At 32.8% G+C, this 25,272-nt stretch carries 15 protein-coding genes; 11 read left to right on the forward strand and 4 right to left on the reverse strand.

Annotation, left to right across the window (positions count from 1 at the left end):
- Positions 1-49 precede the first annotated feature (49 nt).
- Positions 50-1,275, reverse strand: a protein-coding gene (locus tag OLM51_RS06330; RefSeq protein WP_413614532.1) for an IS3 family transposase whose coding sequence is annotated in 2 segments (ribosomal slippage) — positions 50-936 and positions 936-1,275 — 1,227 coding nt in all. Because the reading frame shifts where the segments join, the coding sequence is not laid out codon by codon here.
- Between the two features lie 132 nt (positions 1,276-1,407).
- Here OLM51_RS06330 and OLM51_RS06335 point away from each other — a divergent pair.
- Positions 1,408-2,358, forward strand: coding sequence for an ABC transporter ATP-binding protein (locus tag OLM51_RS06335; protein WP_264554277.1), 951 nt, complete (start codon positions 1,408-1,410; stop codon positions 2,356-2,358).
- A 105-nt stretch (positions 2,359-2,463) separates the two neighbouring features.
- On the opposite strand, the gene OLM51_RS06340 is transcribed toward OLM51_RS06335, so the two are convergent.
- Positions 2,464-4,875, reverse strand: a complete 2,412-nt coding sequence (locus tag OLM51_RS06340) for a prolyl oligopeptidase family serine peptidase (RefSeq protein ID WP_264553506.1) — start codon at positions 4,873-4,875, stop codon at positions 2,464-2,466.
- A gap of 266 nt (positions 4,876-5,141) precedes the next feature.
- Here OLM51_RS06340 and OLM51_RS06345 point away from each other — a divergent pair, with 266 nt between their 5' ends.
- The 3 genes from OLM51_RS06345 (at position 5,142) to OLM51_RS06355 (ending at position 7,559) form a co-directional block, all read left to right on the forward strand.
- Entirely contained in the window at positions 5,142-6,149 is a 1,008-nt protein-coding gene (locus tag OLM51_RS06345; protein ID WP_264553507.1) for a 3-oxoacyl-ACP synthase III family protein, read from the forward strand.
- A 312-nt stretch (positions 6,150-6,461) separates the two neighbouring features.
- Positions 6,462-6,785: a GIY-YIG nuclease family protein gene (locus tag OLM51_RS06350; protein ID WP_264553508.1), complete on the forward strand. Its 324-nt coding sequence runs from the start codon at positions 6,462-6,464 to the stop codon at positions 6,783-6,785.
- A 102-nt stretch (positions 6,786-6,887) separates the two neighbouring features.
- Positions 6,888-7,559, forward strand: a complete 672-nt coding sequence (locus tag OLM51_RS06355; protein WP_264553509.1) for a copper homeostasis protein CutC — start codon at positions 6,888-6,890, stop codon at positions 7,557-7,559.
- 91 nt (positions 7,560-7,650) lie between these two features.
- On the opposite strand, the gene OLM51_RS06360 is transcribed toward OLM51_RS06355, so the two are convergent.
- Positions 7,651-10,068 (reverse strand): TonB-dependent receptor domain-containing protein, encoded by a 2,418-nt coding sequence (locus tag OLM51_RS06360; RefSeq protein ID WP_264553510.1) that lies wholly within the window; start codon positions 10,066-10,068, stop codon positions 7,651-7,653.
- 323 nt (positions 10,069-10,391) lie between these two features.
- Between OLM51_RS06360 and argS the strand changes: the two genes are divergently transcribed.
- From argS to OLM51_RS06375, 3 genes are all read left to right on the forward strand, one after another.
- Positions 10,392-12,170 carry an arginine--tRNA ligase gene (argS, locus tag OLM51_RS06365; RefSeq protein WP_264553511.1) on the forward strand — a complete coding sequence of 593 codons (1,779 nt, stop codon included), beginning with the start codon at positions 10,392-10,394 and terminating at the stop codon, positions 12,168-12,170.
- A gap of 614 nt (positions 12,171-12,784) precedes the next feature.
- Positions 12,785-15,979, forward strand: coding sequence for a SusC/RagA family TonB-linked outer membrane protein (locus tag OLM51_RS06370; RefSeq protein WP_264553512.1), 3,195 nt, complete (start codon positions 12,785-12,787; stop codon positions 15,977-15,979).
- A gap of 3 nt (positions 15,980-15,982) precedes the next feature.
- Positions 15,983-17,425 carry a RagB/SusD family nutrient uptake outer membrane protein gene (locus OLM51_RS06375; protein ID WP_264553513.1) on the forward strand — a complete coding sequence of 481 codons (1,443 nt, stop codon included), beginning with the start codon at positions 15,983-15,985 and terminating at the stop codon, positions 17,423-17,425.
- A 74-nt stretch (positions 17,426-17,499) separates the two neighbouring features.
- On the opposite strand, the gene OLM51_RS06380 is transcribed toward OLM51_RS06375, so the two are convergent.
- Complete coding sequence (locus OLM51_RS06380) at positions 17,500-18,402, reverse strand: DUF6607 family protein (RefSeq protein WP_264553514.1); 903 nt, start codon at positions 18,400-18,402, stop codon at positions 17,500-17,502.
- A gap of 105 nt (positions 18,403-18,507) precedes the next feature.
- Here OLM51_RS06380 and OLM51_RS06385 point away from each other — a divergent pair, with 105 nt between their 5' ends.
- From OLM51_RS06385 to OLM51_RS06400, 4 genes are all read left to right on the forward strand, one after another.
- The gene (locus OLM51_RS06385) at positions 18,508-20,661 is read left to right on the forward strand and encodes a TonB-dependent receptor plug domain-containing protein (RefSeq protein ID WP_264553515.1); all 2,154 of its coding nucleotides are present in this window, start codon (positions 18,508-18,510) and stop codon (positions 20,659-20,661) included.
- Positions 20,662-20,683: 22 nt separating this feature from the next.
- The gene (locus tag OLM51_RS06390; RefSeq protein WP_264553516.1) at positions 20,684-22,099 is read left to right on the forward strand and encodes an HmuY family protein; all 1,416 of its coding nucleotides are present in this window, start codon (positions 20,684-20,686) and stop codon (positions 22,097-22,099) included.
- 280 nt (positions 22,100-22,379) lie between these two features.
- The gene (locus OLM51_RS06395; RefSeq protein ID WP_264553517.1) at positions 22,380-23,861 is read left to right on the forward strand and encodes an SGNH/GDSL hydrolase family protein; all 1,482 of its coding nucleotides are present in this window, start codon (positions 22,380-22,382) and stop codon (positions 23,859-23,861) included.
- An 82-nt stretch (positions 23,862-23,943) separates the two neighbouring features.
- The gene (locus tag OLM51_RS06400; RefSeq protein WP_264553518.1) at positions 23,944-25,272 is read left to right on the forward strand and encodes a GDSL-type esterase/lipase family protein; all 1,329 of its coding nucleotides are present in this window, start codon (positions 23,944-23,946) and stop codon (positions 25,270-25,272) included.

The raw sequence follows: 25,272 nt of genomic DNA on the forward strand, positions 1-25,272 counted from the left end.
TAAATGAGTCGTCCTAAAATAGGTTGACAGTTTACAATAAAAATTTATATTAACCAGTCAGGTTTTCTTGGCTGGTTTTTTCATGTATAAAGTTAGGAGTTTTCATCATCAAACTTAGATGTGGTCTTTTTGTATTATATATAATTATTGACTCCTTTACAAGCTTTTCCAATGTGGCTCCATCCTTGCATTTATAAATTAAAAACTCGTTTTTTAAGATTCCATTAATTCTTTCCGCTAATGCATTTTGATAGCAGTCATATCCATCTGTCATTGATGGTTTAATATTGTGTTTAGCTAATACATTTTGATAAACCTTTGAACAATATTGCAAACCCCTATCAGAATGATGTATTAGCGGCAGTATCGATTTTCTACTCTTCACTGCCATTTTTAAAGCCTGAACTACACTTTCTGCGTTCATATCATCACTAAGTTTATAACCAACTATTTTTCTACTGTAAGCATCAGTGACCAAGGAGAGATAATGAGTTTTTTGCTGTGATTTTATATAAGTGATATCACTTACGTATACTTGTTCAGGACGTTCAATTTTACATTCTTTCAAAAGATTATCATATTTGTGCAGCCAATGTTTTGAAAAAGTAGTTTTTGTATAACTCTTTATTGGTTTTACAAGTAATTTTTCTCTTCTTAAATAATCAAAAAATGCATCTCGACCTATCTTAATCCCCTTTTGTGAAAATTGATCACAAAGAATATGATATAATTTACGAGTGCCAATACGAGGCATTTCCATTCTTATGCCGATAACCAAATCTCTAACTTTGAGTAGTTCAGATTCTCTTAAGGTAATTCTGTTCTGCCCTTGATAGAAAGCTTGCCTGCTGATCCCAAACAATCGGCAACTTTTACATAAACTTATTCCTGCTTCTTGCCTGAGGCGGAAGATGGTTTGGGAGAAAACTTTTTTCGAATCTGAGTACCGTACTGACTATCAGAGATGTCAATCATGGTATTAAGTATCTTATTCTTTAGCTGTTCATCTGCTAATTCTTTTTCAAGCCTTTTAATGGTTTGTGCCGGAGTTTCTTTAGATTTAGACATAAATAACAAGTTTGGTTTGCTCCAGTCTAAGTTACCAAATTTTCTGAGCCACACCAAAACTGTACTTCTTCCTTGTATTCCATAGTTTTTTTGAGCTTGTCTATAGGTCATTTCTCCTTTTTCAACTTGGGAAATTACAGCTAATTTAAAAGCCATGTTATAATCCCGCTGGGAACGCCTGCCCCCTTTGTTTTCTTTGTCTTTCATTATAAGTCGATTTAGTGTCAACTTATTTTAGGACGAGACAAAAATTTAAAAAAAGCTGTTTCTTAATTGAAGCAGCTTTTTTTTTGACTTTAGAAATTAAACATTGTAAATTTGAACTCTCAAATAGAACACATGCTCGACATTCAAAATATTTCTTTTTCATATACTGATACACCTGTTATTAAAAACGTTTCTTTTACGATCAATAAGGGAGATAATATCTCTATTATTGGTGAGAGTGGTTGCGGGAAAAGTACACTTCTAAAACTTTTGTACGGTTTGTATGATTTAGATGAAGGTAAAATATTTTATAACGAAAAACCTATTCTGGGACCAAAGTATAATTTGATTCCCGGTATGCCATTTATGAAATATCTGGCTCAGGATTTTGATTTATCTCCTTACGAAACTGTAGCAGAAAATGTTGGGAAGTTTTTGTCAAACGGTTTTGCTAATATGAAAAAACTACGTGTTCAGGAATTGTTGGAGATGGTAGAAATGGAACAGTTTTCTAATGTAAAAGCAAAATTTTTGAGCGGTGGTCAGCAGCAAAGAGTAGCATTGGTTCGGGTTTTGGCATTAGAACCGGAAATAATTTTGCTGGACGAACCTTTTAGTCAGATTGATGCATTTAGAAAAAATGCATTACGCCGAAATTTATTCAGATACTTAAAGCAAAAAGGGATTACTTGTATTATAGCAACTCACGACAGTACAGATGCTTTGTCTTTTGCAGATGAAACCATCGTAATGCGAAATGGTGAAATCATCACAAAAGGGGATCCTATAAAAATATATGAAGATCCTGAAACTAAATATGTGGCTTCTTTGTTTGGAGAAGTAAATGAAGTGCCAACACATTTATTACTTTCTTATGAAGATGAAAATCATAAAACACTGGTTTATCCACATCAGTTTAAAATGGTAACAGAATCAAATTTACCGGTAAAAATCAGACGAACTTATTTTAGGGGAAATCATTACCTGATCGAAACTATATTTAAAAGACAATTAATCTTTTTTGAAAGTGAAATCGATTTACCATTAGAACAGGAAATTTTCTTGGCATTGAATTATTTATAATTAGCTAATTTGTCAATTAGAAAATTAGATATTTTTTTTAGCGCCATAAAATAGCAAACCCGACAGGTTTTTAAAACCTGTCGGGTTTATTACTTAAATCGAAATCTAGTTTTTTAAATATTTTTCTAGAAACTGATCTTGTTCCCAAAGTAGGTGAAGGATGTTTTCTTTGGCAACATAACTATGAGATTCTTTTGGCAGAATCACCATTCTTGCAGGGGCTCCCAAACCTTTTAGAGCCTGAAAATAACGTTCTGTCTGCAAAGTAAAAGTCCCGGGATTATTATCGGCTTCACCATGAACTAATAAAATTGGCGTTTTCATCTTTTCTGCATTCATAAAAGGCGACATGGTATTGTAAACTTCAGGCACTTCCCAGTAGTTACGCTGTTCTGTCTGAAATCCAAAAGGAGTTAAAGTTCTGTTGTATGCGCCGCTTCTTGCAATTCCGCAGGCAAAAAGATTAGAATGCGTTAATAAATTTGCAGTCATAAATGCTCCATATGAATGTCCGCCAACGGCTACTTTTTTGCGATTGATATATCCTAAAGCATCAACGGCATCAATTGCGGCTGCTGCATTATCTACTAATTGCGAAATGAAGTTGTCATTTGGTTCAGTAGTTCCTTCTCCGATAATAGGAAACGCTGCATCATCAAGAACCACATATCCTTTTGTTACCCAATAAACAAATGACCCGTAATAAGGAAATGTAAATTCATTTGGATTTTGAGTCGTTTGCGATGCGCTGTTCCTGTCTTTGTATTCCGCAGGATAAGCCCAGATCAATAAAGGGAGTTTTTCTTTCTTTACTTTGTCATAACCAGCAGGAAGGTATAATGTTCCTGAAAGTTCCAGTCCGTCTTTACGTTTGTATTTAATGACTTCTTTGCTTACATCTTTGATGCTTTCAAACGGATTTCTAAAAGTAGTAATAGGTGTTAAGCTGTTTTGTTTTTTAATGTTTCTAAAATAATAATTTGGATATTCGCTTTTAGACTGAATCTGAACTAAAACTTTACCGGACTTAAAATCTTCAATTTCTATTAAATCTTCTTTTTTGTCTTTGTAGGCAGAAGTGTAAATACGTTTTGATTTAAATGTTTTAAAATTGAATTCATCTATAAAAGGAAATTGTCCTTCTTTGGTATATCCTTCACCAATTCTAAAAAGATTATCTTTTTCAATAGCCAGAATGTATTTGTTATATTGGTTTTTTCTGGTTTCAAAAATTCCCGGATCTGAGTAAACGTCCTGCGAATTTCTGTCGGTAATTACCTTTGGCTGCTGGCCAGGATTTGATGGGTTTATTAAGTAAGTTTTGGTGTTTCGGGTATCATACCATTCATCAGTAATAACGGCCAGATTATCATTCCCCCAGGTAACATCACTAAAACGTTGCGGTATTTTTAATAATGAAGATGCATTCTGATCAAAAGGGGCATCCCAAAGGAAAACTTCATCTCTAAAATCGACTTTGATTTCAGGATCTCCTTCGTCCAGAGCAGTTACATAAAATAATGTACCCGGTTTATCATTTCTCCATGCCATTTCTCTTTTTCCTTTTCTAACGGCCATAAAACCTTTCGGTATAACCTCGTTTAAAGGGACTTCATTGACAGTTTTGATTTCTTTACCTCTTATATCATAAACGATTGTTTTAAAAGGAAACCTGCTAAGTGGCACAACATAAGAAAATGGCTTATGAATAGTAGTTAGCATGATATAGTTACCATCTGGCGAAATTTTCTCTCCGGCAAACATGGCAGCTTCTTTAAATAAAACAGCTTCACCGTTTAGTTTTACTTTATATAATTCAGACGTAATACTGTTTTCAAAATTTGCTTCATCATTTTTGTTTTTCAACATATCCGGATAGGTTCTGTTTTGAGATTTCTCACCAGAAGTATTCGAAATGATTGGTCCGGTTGGCAAATCTTTTTTAGAATCTAAAAGAGGTTGTCTATTCTTAGGAAGCATTTTTACCAGAATTGTTTCATTGTCTGAAAACCAGTTAAACGGATTTCCAAGATTAGCATTAACCGTTGCTTCTGTAAGTTTTGTAGCCTGCGCAGAGGCAATATCTAAAACCCATAGTTCTACACCGGAACTTGTAGTATGAGAAAACAAAACTTTCTTGTCATTTGGTGACCATAGAATGTTGGCTATTTTTGGATTGTCAGGAAGCCCGGTAATCTGAATTTCCTGCTTTCCGTTTGTTTTTTGAAGTTTAATATTGGTCACATAAGTTACCGTACTTGAAATATTGGTAACGGGATTTATTCTTAGACCAGCAAGACGGAGTTCATCCTGATTTAAATCATCGAGGGTTTTGTATGTATTGCGATACAATAAGAGCATGTTTTCTTTCTTTGTATCCATTGATGCAGTAGGAGCCTTTTGATAATCGGCAAGATCCAGAATAGATTTAGAGGGTTTTTGGTACGTTAAATTTTCCTGAGCGGAAGAATAAAAGCCAAAAGTTAGAAACAAGAATAAAGTAACCTTTAATTTCATAATTAGAATTTTGTGGGGTTAAAAAAGAAAGTATTCAGAAATGTTTGTCTAAGATACTTGGGTCTTGTTACATTTTTGACCTTATATTTAATTTTTTTCAGTGTTTGTGTCTAAAAACTGTTTTTTAAAGAAGTAAATGATTTTAAATAGTCTTATAATTAAAGTAAATTAAATTGATAATAACGAAAAAAATAGTAATTTGGGTGCTTATGTTTTAAAGTATACGTAAATTTGCAATCCAATTTTTTAACAAATAATAAAAGAATATGTATCATTCAAAAATAGCGGGCTTAGGATATTATGTTCCTTCTAATGTTGTAACCAATGATGATTTGTCTAAGATAATGGACACTAATGACGAATGGATCCAGGAGAGAACAGGGATTCAGGAGAGAAGACATATCATTCGTGGAGAAGATACAACAACTTCGATGGGAGTAAAAGCAGCTAAAATTGCGATAGAGCGTTCTGGTGTAGCCAAAGAAGATATCGATTTTGTAGTTTTTGCAACCTTAAGTCCGGACTATTATTTTCCAGGACCAGGAGTTTTAGTTCAACGTGATTTAGGATTAAGAACTGTTGGAGCTCTGGATGTTAGAAATCAATGTTCAGGTTTTGTTTATGCGATTTCGGTTGCAGATCAATATATTAAAACCGGAATGTATAAAAATATTCTGGTAATTGGTTCAGAGGTTCATTCAACAGGTTTAGATATGACAACTCGTGGACGTGGAGTTTCGGTTATTTTTGGTGATGGAGCAGGAGCGGCAGTTTTAAGTCGTGAAGAAGATTTAACAAAAGGAATTTTATCTACACATTTACATTCAGAAGGGCAACATGCTGAGGAATTAGCTTTGCAGGCTCCGGGTATGGGTGCACGCTGGGTTACCGATATTTTAGCAGATAATGATCCTAATGATGAGAGTTATTATCCTTATATGAACGGACAATTTGTATTCAAAAATGCAGTAGTTCGTTTTGCTGAGGTAATCAATGAAGGTCTTGAAGCAAATGGTTTACAGGTTTCAGATATAGATATGCTGATTCCACATCAGGCAAATCTGAGAATTTCGCAATTCATTCAAAATAAATTCAAATTATCAGATGATCAGGTACATAATAATATCCAGAAATTTGGTAATACAACTGCGGCATCTATTCCAATTGCTTTGACTGAAGCTTGGGAACAAGGAAAAATTAAATCTGGTGATACAGTTGTTTTAGCTGCTTTTGGTAGTGGATTTACCTGGGCGAGCGCTATTATTAAATGGTAAATTAATTCATCTTGCATTATATTTAAAACCTGCTTCGTTTTGGAGCAGGTTTTTTTTATATCGGGTTGTCAGGCTGAGCGGAGTCGAAGCCTTCGTGTCAATTGGAACGCCCTTCGACTCCGCTCAGGGTGACAAGCAGGGTATGAAAATTGTAAAAGAACAGATTTGTCAGGCTGAGCGGAGTCGAAGCCCACGTGCCAATTGGAACGTCCTTCGACTCCGCTCAGGGTGACAATTGGAATGTTGAAGTAATAATAAAAAGAAATATTTTTCTTGCTTTTATTTGAGATTAATTTAACTTTTTTAAGTAAGATGAAACTATATTACGTCTATATATTAAAATGCTCTGATAATAGTTATTATACAGGATTTACAAACAATATTGAAAGAAGATTAAACGAACACAATTACGGCTTAAATATTGAGTGCTATACATTTAATAAAAGGCCACTACATTTAGTTTTTTGTACTGAATTTAATGATGTTAATCAGGCTATTGCGTTTGAGAAACAAGTAAAAGGCTGGAGTCGTAAAAAGAAAGAAGCAATAATAAATGATAAATGGGAAGATTTGAAAAAATTATCGGAATGTTTAAACGAATCAACACATAAAAAATTTAATAAAAATGAACTTTAATTGTAACTTAGCTTTCTACTTTGCTCAGGATGATATCGGATTAAAGTTACATAGAAATTATTGTCTGGCTAAGCGAAATCAAAGCCTTTTTTGATATTTACAATGAAAAAAAATCAATTAGAAATAGCGTGTTTTAATTACAATTCAGCAATTATCGCTCAGGAAAGTGGAGCCGATAGAATTGAATTATGTGAAAACATGAAACTAGGAGGTACAACACCAAATTCTATTTTGGTTGTGAAAGTGCGTGAAAGCATTAGTATAAAAATGCATGTTATTATAAGACCCCGCGGAGGCGACTTTGTTTATAACGATGATGAGCTTACAGAAATGAAGCAAGATATTAAACAGTATAAAAAACTGGGTGTCGATGGTTTTGTTTTTGGAATCTTAAAACCTAACGGAAAAGTGAATAAGAAACAAAACAAAGAGTTAGTACATTTAGCACATCCGCTTTCATGTACTTTTCATAGAGCATTTGATGTTGTTGATTCATTCGAAAAAGGACTTGAGGATGTTATTGAGTGTGGTTTTGAGACTATTTTAACTTCAGGAAGGAGTACGAATGTTGAAGATGGAATATTTGATTTAGAAATGATTCAAAAATTAGCCAAAGACCGAATCGAAATTATGCCGGGCGGAGGTTTGAGATCGTCAAATATTAAATTATTGCAGGAAAAACTAACTCCTACTTTTTATCACTCATCTGCAATTACAGATTCTGGAGAAACGGCAAATCCCGAAGAAATAAAAGAATTAAAGAATTTTTTATAAAGCATTCTTAAAATAAAAAAGCCTGGAGTTGGCATACTCCAGGCTTTTCTTTTCTACAAGAACTATTAAAATCTGCTAATAAAAGCGGGACTTAGAACATTCCGCCACCACCTTTGTTAGTGTTATCTTCTCTTTGTTTACGTTGTAAATTTTTAATTTTTCCTCCACCAAAGTTATAAGTTAAACCTAAATAAACGGTTTGGCTTTCCCATGTAAATTCTCCGGTTTGAGGATAAGGATAAATTCCGTCAAAAGCGTATCTCATTGTATTGAAAACGTCATTGAAACGTACACTTATGTTCATTTTGTTATCTAATAATGAATAACGGGAACCAATATCCATTTTATACATTTCTTTTCTTTGTTGTTGTACATCTTCAACTGGTCCTCTGTAAAAACCAAATAATAAGAAACTTAAACGTTTTGTTGGTTTAAAGTTTGAGTTCATACGGGCATTAAATGCAGAAGTTGTTACACTGCGTTCCAGAGGAGAACTAGTCTTTGTTGCCGGATCAAAAACAAATACAACACCGTGTTGTTTTATACTTGAAAAATCGATAGAAGGCTGAATATCCCACCATTTAGTAAGTTTATAGTTTAATGAAACATCAAAGCCATAAGAGTTGCTATTGTCATAATTAGTATAACTTAGAATTTGTTTGTATCCAGATGGGTCATTCGGGTCAGGACTTAAAGTTCTGCTAATTTGGTCATGTATGCTTCTTGCAAAAACACCAGCAGTAACGCTTCCTTTTTCAAGAGTTTTGGTGTAGTTTACTTCAACAGAATTAGTAAACTGAGGTCTTAATTCAGGATTTCCATATGAAGTTACCAGTGGAGTAGAAAACTCACGAATAGGTTTTGTCTGCTCTAAACTTGGACGGTCAACACGACGGCTGTAGCTTAATTGCAATACGTTTTTCTCATTTAAGTTATAAGTCAGATAAGCTGATGGATAAAGTGTGATATAATCATCAGTAAATTTATCCTGACCATGATTCAGATTAGCAATCACTTTGTAGCTCTCAAAACGAGTTCCTAACTGATAGCTAAATTTTTTGAATTTTTGACCGAACGTTACATACGCAGAATAAATATCTGTATCATAAGTATAGTTAGAGATTCTTTCGTCAACAGGAACTACAGGATTACCAGTAATGTAATCGTTATTTGTTCTTGTAATTCTGGCTTCGGCACCTGCTTCAAGAGTCGTTTTGTCATTTAACGGATTTACATAATCAACGTTTATTGTACTAAGTTTTCTTCTATCAGCAACATTATCTGTATAGATAATATTGTTAGCAGTATTATCTGGTTTTGTCGTCAGAGTTTCAAAATTTGCATCCTGGGTTACTTTAGTATCACTATAATTTCCTTCAAAATCTAAGGTATGTCCTTCTTTTTCAAAGATATGTTTGTACGCTAAATTATATGTTCCGGTTGTACTCGGGCTGTCATATTGTGCTTTTTGAAAGATACTTAAAATGTCCGGATCTCCATTGTTGTAATCAATGTCTGTGTTAACAATTCCAACTCCTGTAGATTTGTTTTGATTAGTATAGATAGATAAAGTGTTTTTGTCATTGATCAAATAATCCATTCCAAGTTTGTACAAGTAGTTATCATTATCGTTTGAGATTTCTAATTTTTGCTGTACATCCTGATCTAATCTTAAAATTTTTCCATCATTATGGTAAACACCAAAATTTTGACCTGCATTTCCAAAGAAATTTACTTTACCGGTTTTGTAATTTAAATCTAAAGACTGGTTGTATTTTGCTGTTTCTCCAAATGTAATACCACCACTATAAGTTCCATTAAAACCTGTGTTGGCATTTTTATGCAATACGATATTAATAATTCCCGACATTCCTTCCGGATTGTATTTTGCACTAGGGTTTGTAATCAACTCAATTTTTTTGATTGAAGTTGATGGAATTTGTTTTAGTAACTGAGCAGGATCAATATTAGATGGTCTTCCGTCAATTAATACACGAACATTATCATTTCCGCGAAGCGAAAGTTTTCCGTCCTGATCTACATTTACCGATGGAATATTACTCATAATATCAGAAGCTGAGGCTCCTGCAGTGGTTAAATCTTTTCCAACATTAATTACTTTACGGTCAATTTTTTGCTCAATAGTCGAACGTTCAGCCACAATATTTACACCTTTTAATTGTGTTGCTTCTTCTTCAAGAGACACATTAACTGTTGATGTTTTTTTGTTGTCGCTTAAAAGTACAGATCCAATATATTTTCTAAAACCAATGTATTGAATTTCGATTGTATAACTTTTTAAAGCCAGGTTTTTAATTGTAAAATCTCCATTATCATCGGTATTTACACCAGAAACAACTTTTCCGTTGTCTTTGATAGAAACGGTAGCATAAGAAATGGGAGCGTTATTGGATTTTTCGGTAATTTTTCCCGAGACAGTCCCCGTGTTCTGGGCCTGCGTTGTCGCAATTACACCAAGTAACGCGAACAGAAAGAATTTTAATTTCATAATAATAAAAATGATTATTTGATTTGATTGATGATGATTGTTTTTTGTTTTTGTTAGATTTTTTTAAACTTCAGATAAAATCGAAGTCCCTATTAAGACTCTTTAGTTATAGATATGTTACATGAAAAAATGAAAAAAATAATTTTTCAGATGTAGATGTTCTGTTTAGTAAGAGATTAGCATTTTGATTTTTTGATAATTTTAACATTCAAAACAAAATGCTTATTAAGAATTTCTAAACGTTTTGTTTTATTTTATATGTTTTTCATTTTCTCTAATTGATGAATAAGCAGTATCTTTGCTCACTTTAAAACAAGTTTTACATGTCATTATCACAAATTCTTACTCCTTCTATACAAAAAGCAATACAGACATTATTTGATGTTACTGTTGATAAAATCGAATTTCAAACTACCAGAAAAGAGTTTGAAGGCGATATTACGATGGTGATATTTCCTTTGCTAAAAGTGATTAAAAGTAATCCTGCCGAGTTAGGAAATAAAATTGGAAATTATTTAGTAGAAAATGTTTCCGAAGTTGCGCGCTTTAATGTGGTATCCGGCTTTTTGAATATTGTAATTGCAGATAGTTACTATTTGAATTTCTTTAATGGAATTAAAGACAATACTAAATTTGGTTATGTAACTCCAAACCCGGAAGAAAAAGCTATAATGGTTGAATATTCTTCGCCAAATACCAATAAACCTTTGCACTTAGGTCACGTTCGTAACAATTTGTTAGGGTATTCTGTAGCCGAAATTATTAAAGCTTCTGGTAAAAAAGTTTATAAAACTCAAATCATCAATGACCGCGGAATCCATATTTGCAAGTCGATGCTGGCCTGGGAAAAATTTGGAAATGGTGAAACTCCTGAAAGTTCAAATTTAAAAGGAGATAAATTAGTTGGAAAATATTATGTAGAGTTTGATAAAGCTTATAAAGCAGAAATCAACCAATTAATTGAAACCGGAAAAACAGAGGAAGAAGCTAAAAAACTTGCACCAATTATCGTTGAAGCACAAGAGATGCTTAAGAAATGGGAAGCTGGTGATGAAGCTGTTATTGCACTTTGGAAAAAAATGAACCAATGGGTTTATGATGGTTTTGCTACAACCTACAGCAATCTTGGAGTTAATTTTGATAAATACTACTACGAAAGCAATACCTACTTATTAGGAAAAGATGTTGTTCAGGTAGGTCTTGATAAGGGTGTTTTTGAAAAAGATCCTGATGGTTCCGTTTGGATTGATTTGACAGACGAAGGTTTGGATCGTAAAATTGTTTTGCGTTCTGACGGAACTGCGGTTTATATGACTCAGGATATCGGAACTGCAATTCAGCGTGTAAAAGATATGCCAGATGTGGGCGGAATGGTTTACACAGTTGGTAACGAACAGGATTATCATTTTAAAGTGTTATTCTTAATCCTGAAAAAACTTGGTTTTGACTGGGCTTCAAGTCTATATCACTTGTCATACGGAATGGTTGATTTACCTTCCGGAAAAATGAAAAGCCGTGAGGGAACTGTTGTTGATGCTGATGATTTGATGCAGGATATGACAGATACAGCGAAACAAATTTCTGAAGATCTGGGAAAATTAGACAGCTATTCTGCCGAAGAAAAAGCAAAATTATATAAAACAATAGGTCTTGGAGCCTTGAAATATTATATTTTAAAAGTAGATCCAAAGAAACGTATTTTATTTAATCCTGAAGAATCGGTTGATTTTGCCGGAAATACAGGTCCGTTTATTCAATATACTTATGCGAGAATTCAATCCATTATCCGTAAAGCCGATTTTGATTTCGCTGCAATAACAACGATCGAAGAGTTGCATGAAAAAGAAAAAGAATTGATAAAACAAATAGAACTTTTCCCGGAAATAATCCAGAATGCAGCGCAAAATCACAGTCCGGCACTAATTGCTAATTATACATACGACTTAGTAAAAGAGTATAATTCATTCTATCAGTCCGTTCATATTTTAGGAGAAGTTGATTTAACAAAGAAGATTTTCAGAGTACAGCTTTCTCAAAAAGTTGCCGAGGTAATAAAAGCTACATTAAGTTTGTTAGGAATTGAGGTTCCGGAGAGAATGTAAGAATTGTAAAAACAAATCGTATATTAAGATATGAAGCCAATAGTTGAAAGACTATTGGCTTTTTTTATTGCTTTTAAGACTTATAGGTCTTATTTGTAGTCTAATTCTGTAATATATTTGTATTAAATAATTGTAACAACAACTTTCAACCAAACGAAATTGGTTATTGTTTTAAGATACCTTCTTATATTTATTTTTGACTATTTTGAATTAGTAAGCTTTTAGCAGAAATTATTTAAGAGGATTAAACCGTCTAGACAGGATCTGGGCGGTTTTTTTATTTTCAGTTCCCAAACCAATAGGAAAGAAATTTGGTTTATGAATAACAACAATCGGGCGCAAAGACTCTGAGTGAGATTAATTAGCGAAACTTTAAAATTATAACATTTTTAGTTTTTTTTTAAGATTACAATCTTTAAAAGGATTCTTACAGAGAATCTATTCTACTTCTTTTTAAAGTTGTTGAAAATCAGGCTTATTGTAGGTCTGTTAACAATGAAAATATATTATTTGTAATACAAAGACTATATTTTGTAATGTTAAATACAGTATATTTCTTGTTAAAATTATTATTTATTAATAAGTTGCACCCCTAAATCAAAAAAATCAAAATAATGAAACAAAAATTAAAAGGATTTGCAGTACTTTTTTTTCTATTTGCTTTGCAAGTCACATTTGCACAAGAAAAAAAAATTACTGGAACGGTTTCGGATAATGCCGGAATACCTTTACCAGGGGTTAGTATTTTAGTCAAAGGAACGAAATCTGGAGCACAAACAGATTTTGATGGCAAGTATTCTATCAAAGCAAAAACGGGAGATATTCTTATGTTTTCTTATATGGGAATGGAAGATGTTAAGATTACAGTAGGAACTTCTTCTGTAATAAATGCTAAAATGAAAGAAGGAGGAAAAGAATTAGATGAGGTAGTTGTGGTGGCTTTTGGTACTCAAAAAAAACAAGAAATTACTGGAGCAGTAAGTAAAATAGATTCAAAAATCTTAGAAAATACTCAATCGTCTAATGCCGTTCAATCTTTAACAGGTAAAGTGGCTGGTGTGCAAATTAGTGCAAATTCAGGACAACCAGGCGATCCTCCACAGGTAAGATTTAGAGGTATTGGTTCTATATCATCTTCAAATGCGCCTTTATACGTAGTTGATGGAATACCATTTAATGGAGATATTAATTCAATAGCAACTCAAGATATTGAATCAATTAGTTTTTTAAAGGACGCATCATCTAATGCGCTATATGGTAGCAGAGGAGCCAATGGAGTAATCATTGTTACGACTAAAAAAGGAAAAAAAGGACAATTGACAGTTACTTATGAAACTAAAATTGGGGTTAACTCACGTGCTGTGCCTGAATATGATATGATTAAAAATCCAGCCGATTATTACAAAACGGTATACAATAGAATTAGAAATGGTTTAATTTATCAAGGACAAACGCCGACTAATGCTTCAAATATTGCAGCTCAAAACTTAATAACGGGAGATACTTATTCTCTTGGATATAATAATTATAATGTAGCCAATAATCAGGTTATAAATCCAGCAACTGGCGAAATAAATGCGGATGCTAAATTGCTGTATCACGATGATTGGTCAAAAGCATTATTTAGAGATGCTATTAGACAAGAGCAGTATTTAAGTCTGTCAGGTAGTACAGATAACCTTAACTCTTATTTATCTATTGGTTATTTATCAGATGATGGGTATACGATTAATTCAAATTTTGAACGTGTAACGTTGAGAGCCAATGTTGATTATAATGTTTCTAGTAAAGTAAAAATTGGAACAAATGTAAATTATGCACATTCAAACCAAAATGCTCCAATTTCAAAAACAGCATCTTCAACTTATAGCAATTTATTTAGCTGGGCTCGAAATATTGCTCCTATATATACTATTTGGCAAAGAGATGACAATGGTAATATGATTTATAATCAAGATGGTACTAAATCTTATGATTTTAACCAAAAAGGAGATCGACCTTATGGTTCAAATTTGAACCCTTATGCAACTACATTATTAAACATTAAATCAAATGAAGAAAATAAATTTGGTGCCAGAGCTTATGTTTCTGTCGATTTTCTAAAAGATTTTAATTTTAGATATAATATTGGATATGATTTATTATCAGGTTATTATCTAACAAGTACAACTGGTGAAGGTGGCGATGATATGGGGGTTAATGGTAGAATAGGAACGGCTACTAAAAATGAATATACATTAACTAATCAGCAATTATTATCCTGGAAAAAAACTTTTGGAGAGCATTCACTTGATGTATTAATTGGTCATGAATCATCTGATTTTACTTCAAAAATGCTAGCAGGACAAAAAAGTAATGTTGTTATATCTGATTTGCCAATTATTAGCAACGCAACCAAATATGGCTATCTAGATGGTTATAATGATTTATACAAAGTTGAAGGTTATTTTTCTAGACTAAACTATAGTTATAAAAATAAATATTTTGTGAATGGTAGTTTTAGAAGAGATGGCTCGTCAGTATTTGCTCCAGAAAATAGATGGGGTAATTTTTATGGTTTTGGAGCTGCATGGTCTGTGATTAAAGAATCATTCTTTCCTAAAACAAAATGGATTACAGATTTTAGAATAAAAGGAAGTTATGGAGAACAAGGTAATGACAATATAAATTATCCAGCTACTTCACAAATTAGTCATCGCAGTTATTTTGGCAGTTTAAGAAACTATTATGCTTACGAAACCCAATATGAAGTCGTGCCAGATTCTGAAGGCAACGCAAGTGTTTTAAATGTTTTTGAAGCAGATAAAAGTGTCAAATGGGAAAAGTCTAAAAATTTAAATGTTGGATTTGATATTACATTGTTTGATAGGATTTCTTTTGAAGCTGAATACTTTGAGAGAAATGTTAGTGATTTGATATACAATTTCCCTATTGCTTTATCTACAGGAACATCATTTGTTTCTAAAAATATTGGAGATATGGGAAATAAAGGGATTGAGATAAATTTAGGAATTGATATTGTTAAAAATAAAAATGTAGATTTTAATATTTGGGGTAACGCAACAAGTTATAAAAATAAGATAACATCGTTGCCTAAAGCATTTACAGATGGGATTTACCGTTTCGAAGTCGGAGCTCCTGCTTATTCATACTTTTTAAGAGAGTATGCTGGAGTAGATAAAACAAATGGAGACGCATTATGGTATAAAGATGAGAAAGACGCTAGTGGAAATTTAACAGGAAATAAAGTAACCACAAATGTCTTTGGAGAAGCTAATCCATATTTGAGTAAAAAGGATGCCAATCCAGATGTATATGGTGGATTTGGAACTTTATTTAGATACAAAAATATTACTTTTCAAGCAAGTTTTGCTTATCAATTTGGAGGTTATATGTATGACGGAGTTTATCAATCTGCGATGTATTCAGGATCAGATAACATAGGTCAGAATTATCATAAAGATGTAACAAAAGGATGGACAATTGATAACCCAAATTCTGACATACCTAGAATTGATCATGTATCAATTTATCAAATGGCGAATTCAGATTATTTCTTAATAAAATCTGATTATATAAGTCTTCAGGATGTTTCGATTGGATATAACTATAATGACGCATGGCTTAAGGATTTAGGTATCCAATGTACAAAGTTTACTTTGATGGGATCAAATTTAGCATTATGGTCTGAAAGAAAAGGAATGGATCCAAGATTAAATAGACTAGGAGAAAGGGTAAATAATGGGCAGTCGCTTAATGTGTATGGTGTGATGAGAAGTATTTCATTTGGTTTAACAGTAAATTTTTAAGACATGAAAAAGGTAATAATTGCAATTGTATTTTTATTGGCACTCACAAGTTGTGATAAAGAGTTTCTTGATACAGTACCTGAATCAACAATTAATAAAGAACAATTAGCAACTTCTGCATCGGCAAATCAAGCTATTGTAAGTGGGGTTTATTCTGCATTAAGATCTTATGGATTAGCAATTGGAGGTAATCATGAAGATTATGGTCATAAATCCGTGCTTTCAGCAATGGATATGATGTCTAATGATATGTTGATGACGAAATCAAGCTGGTATCAGTCTTTTTATACTTACATTGGTAGACAGCAAACGAATTCAAGATCTAGATTAGTATGGAATACTTATTATCCTCAGATTAAATCTACAAATATTGTACTTGGTGGTATTCCATCAAATGCTACTGATGAAAATTTAAAATCAATTAGAGGACAGGCTCTGGCTTTAAGGGGGTATTTTTATTTTATGCTGGCACGTACTTATGGTCCTACATATATTGGCAATGAAACTAAATTATGCGTGCCACTTTATACAGAGCCTACATTAGAAGGCAAAGCCAGATCTACTGTGGGTGAGGTGTATACTTTAGTAGAAAGTGATTTGAAAGAATCTATCGAATTGTTGACATCTTATAAACGCTTAAATAATGATTCTGTAGATAAAACAGTAGCTCAAGCTTTTTTAGCTGAAGTATATTTAGAGATGGGTAAGTATACAGAGGCAGCTTCAATGGCTCATTTAGCAAGACAGGGTTATACCTTGCTTAATGAAGCGGAATGGATGAATGGGTTTTATATTACGAAATCTAATGAAACAATGTGGGGAGCAACATTAAACTCTTCAATTAGTACTTTTGTTGCAAACTTCTTTGGACATTTTGATAATACAAATCAATCAGGATATGCAGGAGGAATGGGAGTTTATAAAAATATGGACAAAAAATTGTACAATAGTATTTCAGAAACTGATTTTAGAAAGAAAGCTTTTGTTTCTCCATCTGGTAATACAACATATCCATCTTTACCAGCTTATGCAAATATAAAATTTAGAGATCCAACTATAGATTCTGGTAGTTATATTTATTTGAGATCTTCTGAAATGTATTATATAGAGGCTGAAGCTCTTGCGAGATCAGGAAATGAAGCTTCAGCTAAACAAGTATTATATGAAATAACTATAACTAGGGATCCTGCTTATATGTTATCTACAAATTCAGGATTGGCTTTGATTAATGAAATAATTCTTCAAAAAAGAATTGAATTGTGGGGAGAAGGTTGTGCTTGGTACGACATGAAACGTCTAGGCATTGGTTTATCTCGAAATTACCCAGATACAAATCACCCTGCCTTTGGTAGATTCGATATTCCAGCAGATGATAATAGATTTATTTTTCAAATCCCGCAAGCTGAAATCGATGCAAATCCATTAATTATTCAAAACCCATTATAAATTAAAATGTAACCATAAAAAAAGCCGATAGTTCTAAAAACTATCGGCTTTTTCACAACTAACACAAACCATTTTTATTTTACAAACTTGTCGATAATCGCATCTGATTCTGCTTTTGTAGCGTCTGGTTTTAAATCAAACAAAAGAGAATAAAGAGCTTTTCTGTCTACTTTAGCTTCTAAGTTTAAGTCTTTATGTCTGTCAAAAAGTGTTTGCCATTTATCGCGAACATTTTTCCAAAGTGCATTGTTTGCAACCCACCATTTTTGACCAGCGATACATTTACTGTCTGCCACTTTTGTATAAACGTCAAAGCCTTTTTCCTGCGCTAACATAACGTCTTTCCCGCTGTCATCTCTAATCAGTTTATCATTATCCTGCTCATGATTCCATCCAGTTGCCGTGATTTCGTGAATGTTTCTTCTTTTCAAAACATTGTAATCATTACGGTGTGTCTGCTCTCTTCTAGGAAGTGGTGCGTCAGCAACATTTGCCCAGTAATCTTTTCCGTCAACATGTACCCAAGTAGAAGATCCTTCATATCTAGGGCTGTCATCTACCTGATAGACTTTTTGAGTCCATTGACCTTTAACAGCTTTTTTATCTAATTTTTTATATTTCCAGGAAGTTCCTTTATCAAAAGAATATAAATCTGTGTTTTCATACATCCAGTCTTGTCTCCAGTGCTTAATGATCATATCATCACTTACAATCAATAAATGTTGCATTACGATTTTGTTTGGAGTGTCCTCTAATAATTCTACCCATTCTAAAGCAGATTCATGCTTGGTTTCTGATGGTTTATAAGTAAGAGAATCTTTTGGATATGAAAATGTTTCTGTGAAGTTGAATTTTACTTCGTAGCAACCACACATTGATTTTATTGACTTAATGTCTTGTTGCTTTTTGTCCTGACTGAAACCAAGGCTGCAAGTCAAAGCCATAACAGCTGAAAAATAGAGACTTTTTGAAATCATAACTTATTATTTTGTTTTTAAATTTTTTGCAAATATATACATTTTATTTAGAACAAATAAAAATAGTTTATATATTTGCGGCATTATTAAGATTGAATAAAAATAATGAAAATTAAAATTACCCTTTTTGCTGGACTTCTTTTTTGTACCTATTCTTTTGCTCAGCAGAAAGATAGTATTGTCTCTCAGGAAAAACTTTCTGAGGTTGTTGTAACAGGACAATTAAGTCCGCAATCAATTAAGAAATCGGTTTTTAATGTACGTGTAATCTCTAAAGAAGATATCAAGCAACTAGCAGCAAATAATCTTTCAGATGTTTTAAATCAATACTTAAACATTACAGTTCAGAATAGCGGGAGCGATGGACGCTCGACGGTTTCAATGTTCGGATTAGATGCGCAGTATTTTAAAATTTTAGTAGATAATATACCATTAGTAAGTGATACAGGTATGGGAACTAATGTTGATTTAACGCAGGTAAATCTTGATGATGTAGAACGTATTGAGATTATTGAAGGCTCAATGGGAGTTACACATGGAGCGAATGCTGTGACCGGAATCTTAAATATTATTACAAAGAAAGGCGGGTCTAATAAATGGGATATCAGCGCAACTATTCAGGAAGAGACGGTTGGTAATGAATATTCACTTACTGATAAAGGAAGACATATTCAGTCAGCTAAAGTAGGGCATAATTTTAATGATAACTGGTATATTAATATTGGTGGGAATCATAATAATTTTGAAGGTTTTTATGACGATAAACAAGGAAAAGATTATGCTGTTAATGATGGTTTAAGAGGGTATTCGTGGCTGCCAAAAGAACAATGGGTTGGAAATGCAATACTTGGATATCAGAAGGATAACTTTAAGATTTTTTACAAATTTGATTACTATGGAGAAAATGTAGATTTTTATAGTCCAGTGTTAGTTCCTCAAGACAATTACCCTTTTCCGGAAACTTTTTTTGCAAGAGATAAACGGTATTTAACAAATCGTTTTTACCATCATTTGAATGCAAATGGAAAACTTTTTTCTAAATTAAATTATAATGTTTCTGTATCACACCAAAAACAAGAACGTGATGCTGAATTGTTTGACTATCAATTAGAAACAGAAAAAGAGTCTAACAATAACAGATTTACGTATCAATCTAAAGAAGTACTTTATTCTACCGGAACATTAAGTAATTTCTTCAACAATAAAAAAGTAGATTTTCAATTGGGATATGAAATCACAAATGAAAATGGTTTTTACAGCGGTGCAGCGGGAACTTTTCTAGATAACGCACTGCAGTCTGTAGATGTTAGAAAGAGATTAGAGAATTATGACATCTTTACAGTTGCTGAAATTAGTTTATCAGATAAACTTTCAATTCGTCCGGGACTTCGTTACTCCATTCAAAATACTTTTAAGGATCAATATGCTAGTTCGTTAGGCTTAAGATATCTTTTCAAAAAAGGATTAGAAGTAAGAGCTTCATTAGGTAAATCATATCGTACTCCAAATTTTGATGAGCTATATACTTATTTTGTTGACTCTAATCATAATGTACAGGGTAATCCTAATTTGGTTCCGGAAAACAGTACATCGTACGAAGTAAGTTTTAAGAGAATCTGTGATTTAAAATCGGGTGGACAGATTGCTAATAATGTGGCAGTGACTTTTTTAGATGTTGATGACAGAATTGATTTGGTGTTGACAGAAATTACACCTTCAAAATATAAGTACATCAATATCAACAAATATAAAATGTGGAACATTTCTACCACAGAGCAATATGCATATAAAAATTGGAATGTAAAAGTTGGAGCTGCTTTAGTTGGAATTTCTCAAAAACTTGATTTAGCAGAACTGGGTATTAGCTCAGATGATAAATTTTTGTATTCTTTACAGTTGAACTCCAGCATCTCATACAACGTTCCAAAATGGAATACTTTGTTTGCACTTTATTATAAATACAACGGACAACAACAGCAATTTGCAACAGGAACCGATGAAAATGGTAATGCTAAATTTTATCTAAACAAAATTAATCCGTACAGCTGGATGGATGCTTCTGTTCGAAAATCATTCTTTAAAAATCAATTTGAAGTTACGGTTGGAGCTCGTAATTTATTCAATATTACAAATGTGCAAATTACTCAGGGTAACGGAGGTTCAGGCGGAGGAACTCATGCCGCTGGTCCACAAGCCTTGATGCTTGGGTATGGACGCTCTTACTTTCTTAAACTTACTTATAACTTAAATTTTAATTAAATATATAAATACCTTAAATACTATGAAAAAGAACTTTGTCTTAATTCTTACTTTCGTCTTTCTTGCTTTTACGGCATGTAATAGTGACGATAATGCTCCACAGTCAGATGTTGCTGTTGCGTTTGCTGAAACTTCGTATAATTTGACAAGTGATGCAACTCCAGTTCAAATAAAATTCTCTAAGCCAGCTCCTGTTGCTGGAACGATTACTCTTGATATTACTGAAACAGCAGTAGCTTATACTACTGATTATACTACAAGTCCTGCAGCAGCGACTAAAAAAGTAGTTATACCTTTTGCACAAAATGCAACTTCAGTTGAGTTTACTTTTAATAAAGTAAAAAATGCAACTGCAACTGAGGTTAAAAATGTAGTTTTCACTATTTCAGGAACTTCTTTTGGAGCTCAAATTTCAGGAAACAAAACAATTCAATTAAACTTTAATGAGGCAGCATCTTTAGGAACAGCTTTGTCACCACTAGTTGGAGGTCCATTAGAACCAAACCAGATTTATATTGATTTGAGCAGTGGAAAAATGACAAGTGTAGTTAGAAATTCTTGGGATTTAGGATTTTATTCTGGTGCTGACTTTAGAGTAGTATTGAACAGTTCTGTAAAAATGGCTGTAAAACAATTAAAAAGTACTAACATTGATGAAGTTCAGGTTGCTGACGAAACTATGATTATTGGGCAGGGAACAGGTTTTCCTGAACAAGTTGATGATTCAGCAGGAGATATTACAAAAACGGCTATCGCTGCAGTTTCATCTACAGATTCTGATAACAAAGTATATTTACTTTATTTAGGTAATAAACCAGCTGCTGCTGCTCCGGTTTTAGGAAAAGAAGGAGCTGCAGGAGGAGACACAAGAGGATGGAAAAAAATCAGAGTTTTAAGAAGCGGAAGCGACTATAAAGTTCAATATGCTGATCTTGCTTCGACTACTCACGAAGAAATTGTAATTTCTAAAAATAGTGCATATAATTTTACGTTTTTAAGCCTAATCGATAAAAAAGTAGTAAATGTTGAACCGCAAAAAAATCAATGGGATATTAACTTTACAACCTTTGTAAATGTTATTCCTAATGGAGCAACAATGTCACCATATTTCTACCCGGATTATGTTACTAACAACTTAAACGGTAATGCAAAAGCTTATCAAGTTTTAACTTCAGCGTTTACTTATGATGCATTTACATTAGCAAATGTTGACAATACTAAATTTGCTGCAGATCAAAGAAGCATTGGGTCAAACTGGAGAAGTACTAGTGCTCCTGGTCCTGATGGAAATCCAATGACTCAATTTGTATTGAAAACAGATCGTTTCTTTGTAGTTAAAGATCCTGCTGGAAATGTTTATAAATTGAAATTTACAGCTGGTGCTAAAGCTGATTTAGAAAGAGGTCACCCAACATTCCAATATGCACTCTTAAAATAATTTAAGATTTAAAAAAATTAAGATTATAGAGATTATCTCATTTTAACTTGCGCTGCGCTGGCATCGATATTTAGTTAATCATTGGCTTTGTTTTTTTTATTTTTTTTTGATAAAGAGGTTAGATTCGTCTGGCCTCTTTTTTTGTTTTTAGATTATTGTTAAAAAACAATTATTAATTAATTGTTTAATTCTATCTTTGCGCATATTTTTTTTACAAGGAATTAACAGGAATTTTAGAGATTTAATTTCTGTAGCCATACTTTAAAGTTTTAAATCACAAGTGAATACAAAATCCTATTTTTTTCAGTCTTTTGCTATTGTAGCATTAGCATTTGTTGCTTTTATTGGATTCAAGCAAATTTTGCCGGATAAAATTTTTTCTGAAAGCAAAATAAATTCCAAAAATGTACTTATCGACAGCTTGCTTTTAGAAGCCGTAGCTAAAGATTCGTTAAGCGAAAATGACAGTATCAGCTCAATAGAAGATGCTCAGGGGAAAGAAGAAATCGTTTATAATAACATCGAAGGAATTGAATTTCCATCGGAGACTTTTGATAATTATAAAGGATATCAATACCTGCTTTCGTTTTACGAGAAATTATATCAACTGGAGAAAAATCCGGAATCTAATGTCAGAATCGCGTATTACGGAGATTCAATGACAGATGGTGATTTAATTGTTCAGGATGTAAGAACAAATTATCAGGAACGTTTTGGAGGAAATGGAGTTGGTTTTGTTTCTATAACCTCAGAATCGGCAGCATCGCGTGGGTCTGTTAAATCTACCTATTCTAAAAACTGGAAAACGCAGTCTTACTTAAATGTAAAACATCCTTCAAGTCCTTTTGGAGTAAACGGTCATGTATTTTTTGCAAATGATAAAGCAAATACAACATGGGTGCAGTATGAAGCAGGAACAAATAAATATTCAACAACTTTAGATAATCCGACTTTATTTTACGGAAGATCTTCTAAAAAAGGAAAAGTGAATTTTATTATCGGAAAAGATACTTTAAAGAAAAGTCTTAGTCCTAATAATTTAATCAATACCCTAAAAGTAAGTTCAGGACATCTGAAAGCATTTAAAGCTAATTTTATAAATGCAGATTCTATCCCGATTTATGGTTTCAATTTTGATAACGGAAGTGGTGTACACGTGGATAACTTCTCTCAGAGAGGAAATTCCGGATTGCCAATTTCAACTTTCAACGCGAGTGTAATGCAGGGATTTAATAATAATCTGAAATACGATTTGATTATTTTGCATTACGGAACTAACGTACTGAATTATGGAACAAAAAACTATTCATGGTACGAAAGAGGGATGACCAAAACGGTCAATAAAATAAAAGAATCTTTTCCGGGAGTTTCTATCCTAATTGTTTCAACGGCCGATAAATCGACCAAATATGACCAGGAAATGAAAACCGATTCGGCTGTAGTGCCTTTGGTAAAGTCACAAAAGAGATATGCACTCGATACAGAATCTGGTTTTGTGAATTTGTATACCTTAATGGGAGGAGACGGATCGATGGTAAAATGGGTTGACGAATCGCCGGCAAGAGCCAATAAAGATTATACACACTTTAATCAGCGTGGTGCAAAAGCAATTGGAAATTTATTATACAGTCAATTAAATAAAGGCTACGAAGAATATAAAATATTGCGTGAAAAACGTGATGCCGTCTCTCATCAGCAAAGAGCGGCTCGAAAAACAAATACAGATTCCGTTTCTGTAAAAAAAGATAGTGTAAATGAATAAACTAATTATTTTTTTCTGTTGTCTTTTTTTCTCAACAAATGATAAGACGCAAAAAACAGATCCACTTCCAATAACAAAAAGTATGATTCACAAAGTCGATTCAGTAGTAATTGATCCCGTTTCTGATGATCCCATTTATAATGCGAAAGTATTAGAAGATTTTTTTGAAAAGTTAAAGAAAAACGAAAATCAGAATAATCAGAAAATAAATATTGTTCATATAGGGGATTCTCATATTCAGAGTGATTTAATGACCAATGAAATTAGGAAAAAATTACAGCAAAACTTTGGTAATGGTGGTCGTGGTCTTGTTTTTCCTTATCAGCTTGCTAAAACAAATGGTTCCTACAACGAACGATTTTATTCGAATAGAGGCTGGGAAAGTTATAGAAATATCTATCCCGAAAAAAATCACCCTGTTGGGTTATGCGGTATAGGACTTTGGAGAGATACTGGAGGATTTGCTGTAGAATTGCGAGTAAAAGATCCGGCTTATAAATTCAATACAATTCATATTATCACGCCTCAAAATCAGAATATGTTTGATTTGGCTACTTCATCTCAGGTCAATCTGATTCAGTCAACAGAGAAAAAAGTAATCACGCATAAAATAAAAAAAGGAGAAGCTATTTCGACGATTGCAGATAAATATAATATTTCTGTTTCAGAGATTAAGAGAGTAAATGGATTAAAGTCAAATAACATTCGTGCCGGGAGAATGCTGAAAATTCCAACAAATGAGACAAAGCCAAAAACAATTAAAAGTTCAGAATTTGTTTCGTTAAATATAGAATCGGATTCTTTTTCACATTATTATAAATCGGATAAAGCTTTAGAAAAAATCTATTTGATTCCGAATAAAGAAGCCTCAAAATACGAATTGAACGGAATTGTTTTAGAGAAAGATACTTCGGGACTAATTTATAATTCAATTGGAGTAAATGGTGCAAAATATTCAGATTACAATAAATACCCATTGTTTTTTGAGCAGCTAAAAGCTTTGCATCCGGATTTACTGGTTTTTTCGTTGGGAACAAATGAAAGTTATGAAAAACTGGAAGCCAGAGATTATATTAAACATCTTAGAGAGTTTATAAGTAATATAAAAGCGCAAAATATAAATGTTCCTATAATTGTGATGACGCCGCCGCCGTCCTTACTTAGAAGAAAGCCCAATACCTACATTCGTGATTATACCAGGGAGCTTTTGGAAACAGCGAAAAACGATGGATTTGCTGTTTGGGATTTATATGATGAATTGGGAGGCATGGATGGAATAAGAGGCTTAAAAACTCAGGGATTAATTGGTCCGGATTGGGTTCATTATTCTAAAAAAGGATACGAGAAACAAGGAAACATGTTTTCGGCAGCATTTTTAAAAGCATACGATAATTTTAAATTAAGAAAGTAA

The organism is Flavobacterium sp. N2038 (genome assembly GCF_025947185.1).
Taxonomy (GTDB): Bacteria; Bacteroidota; Bacteroidia; order Flavobacteriales; family Flavobacteriaceae; genus Flavobacterium.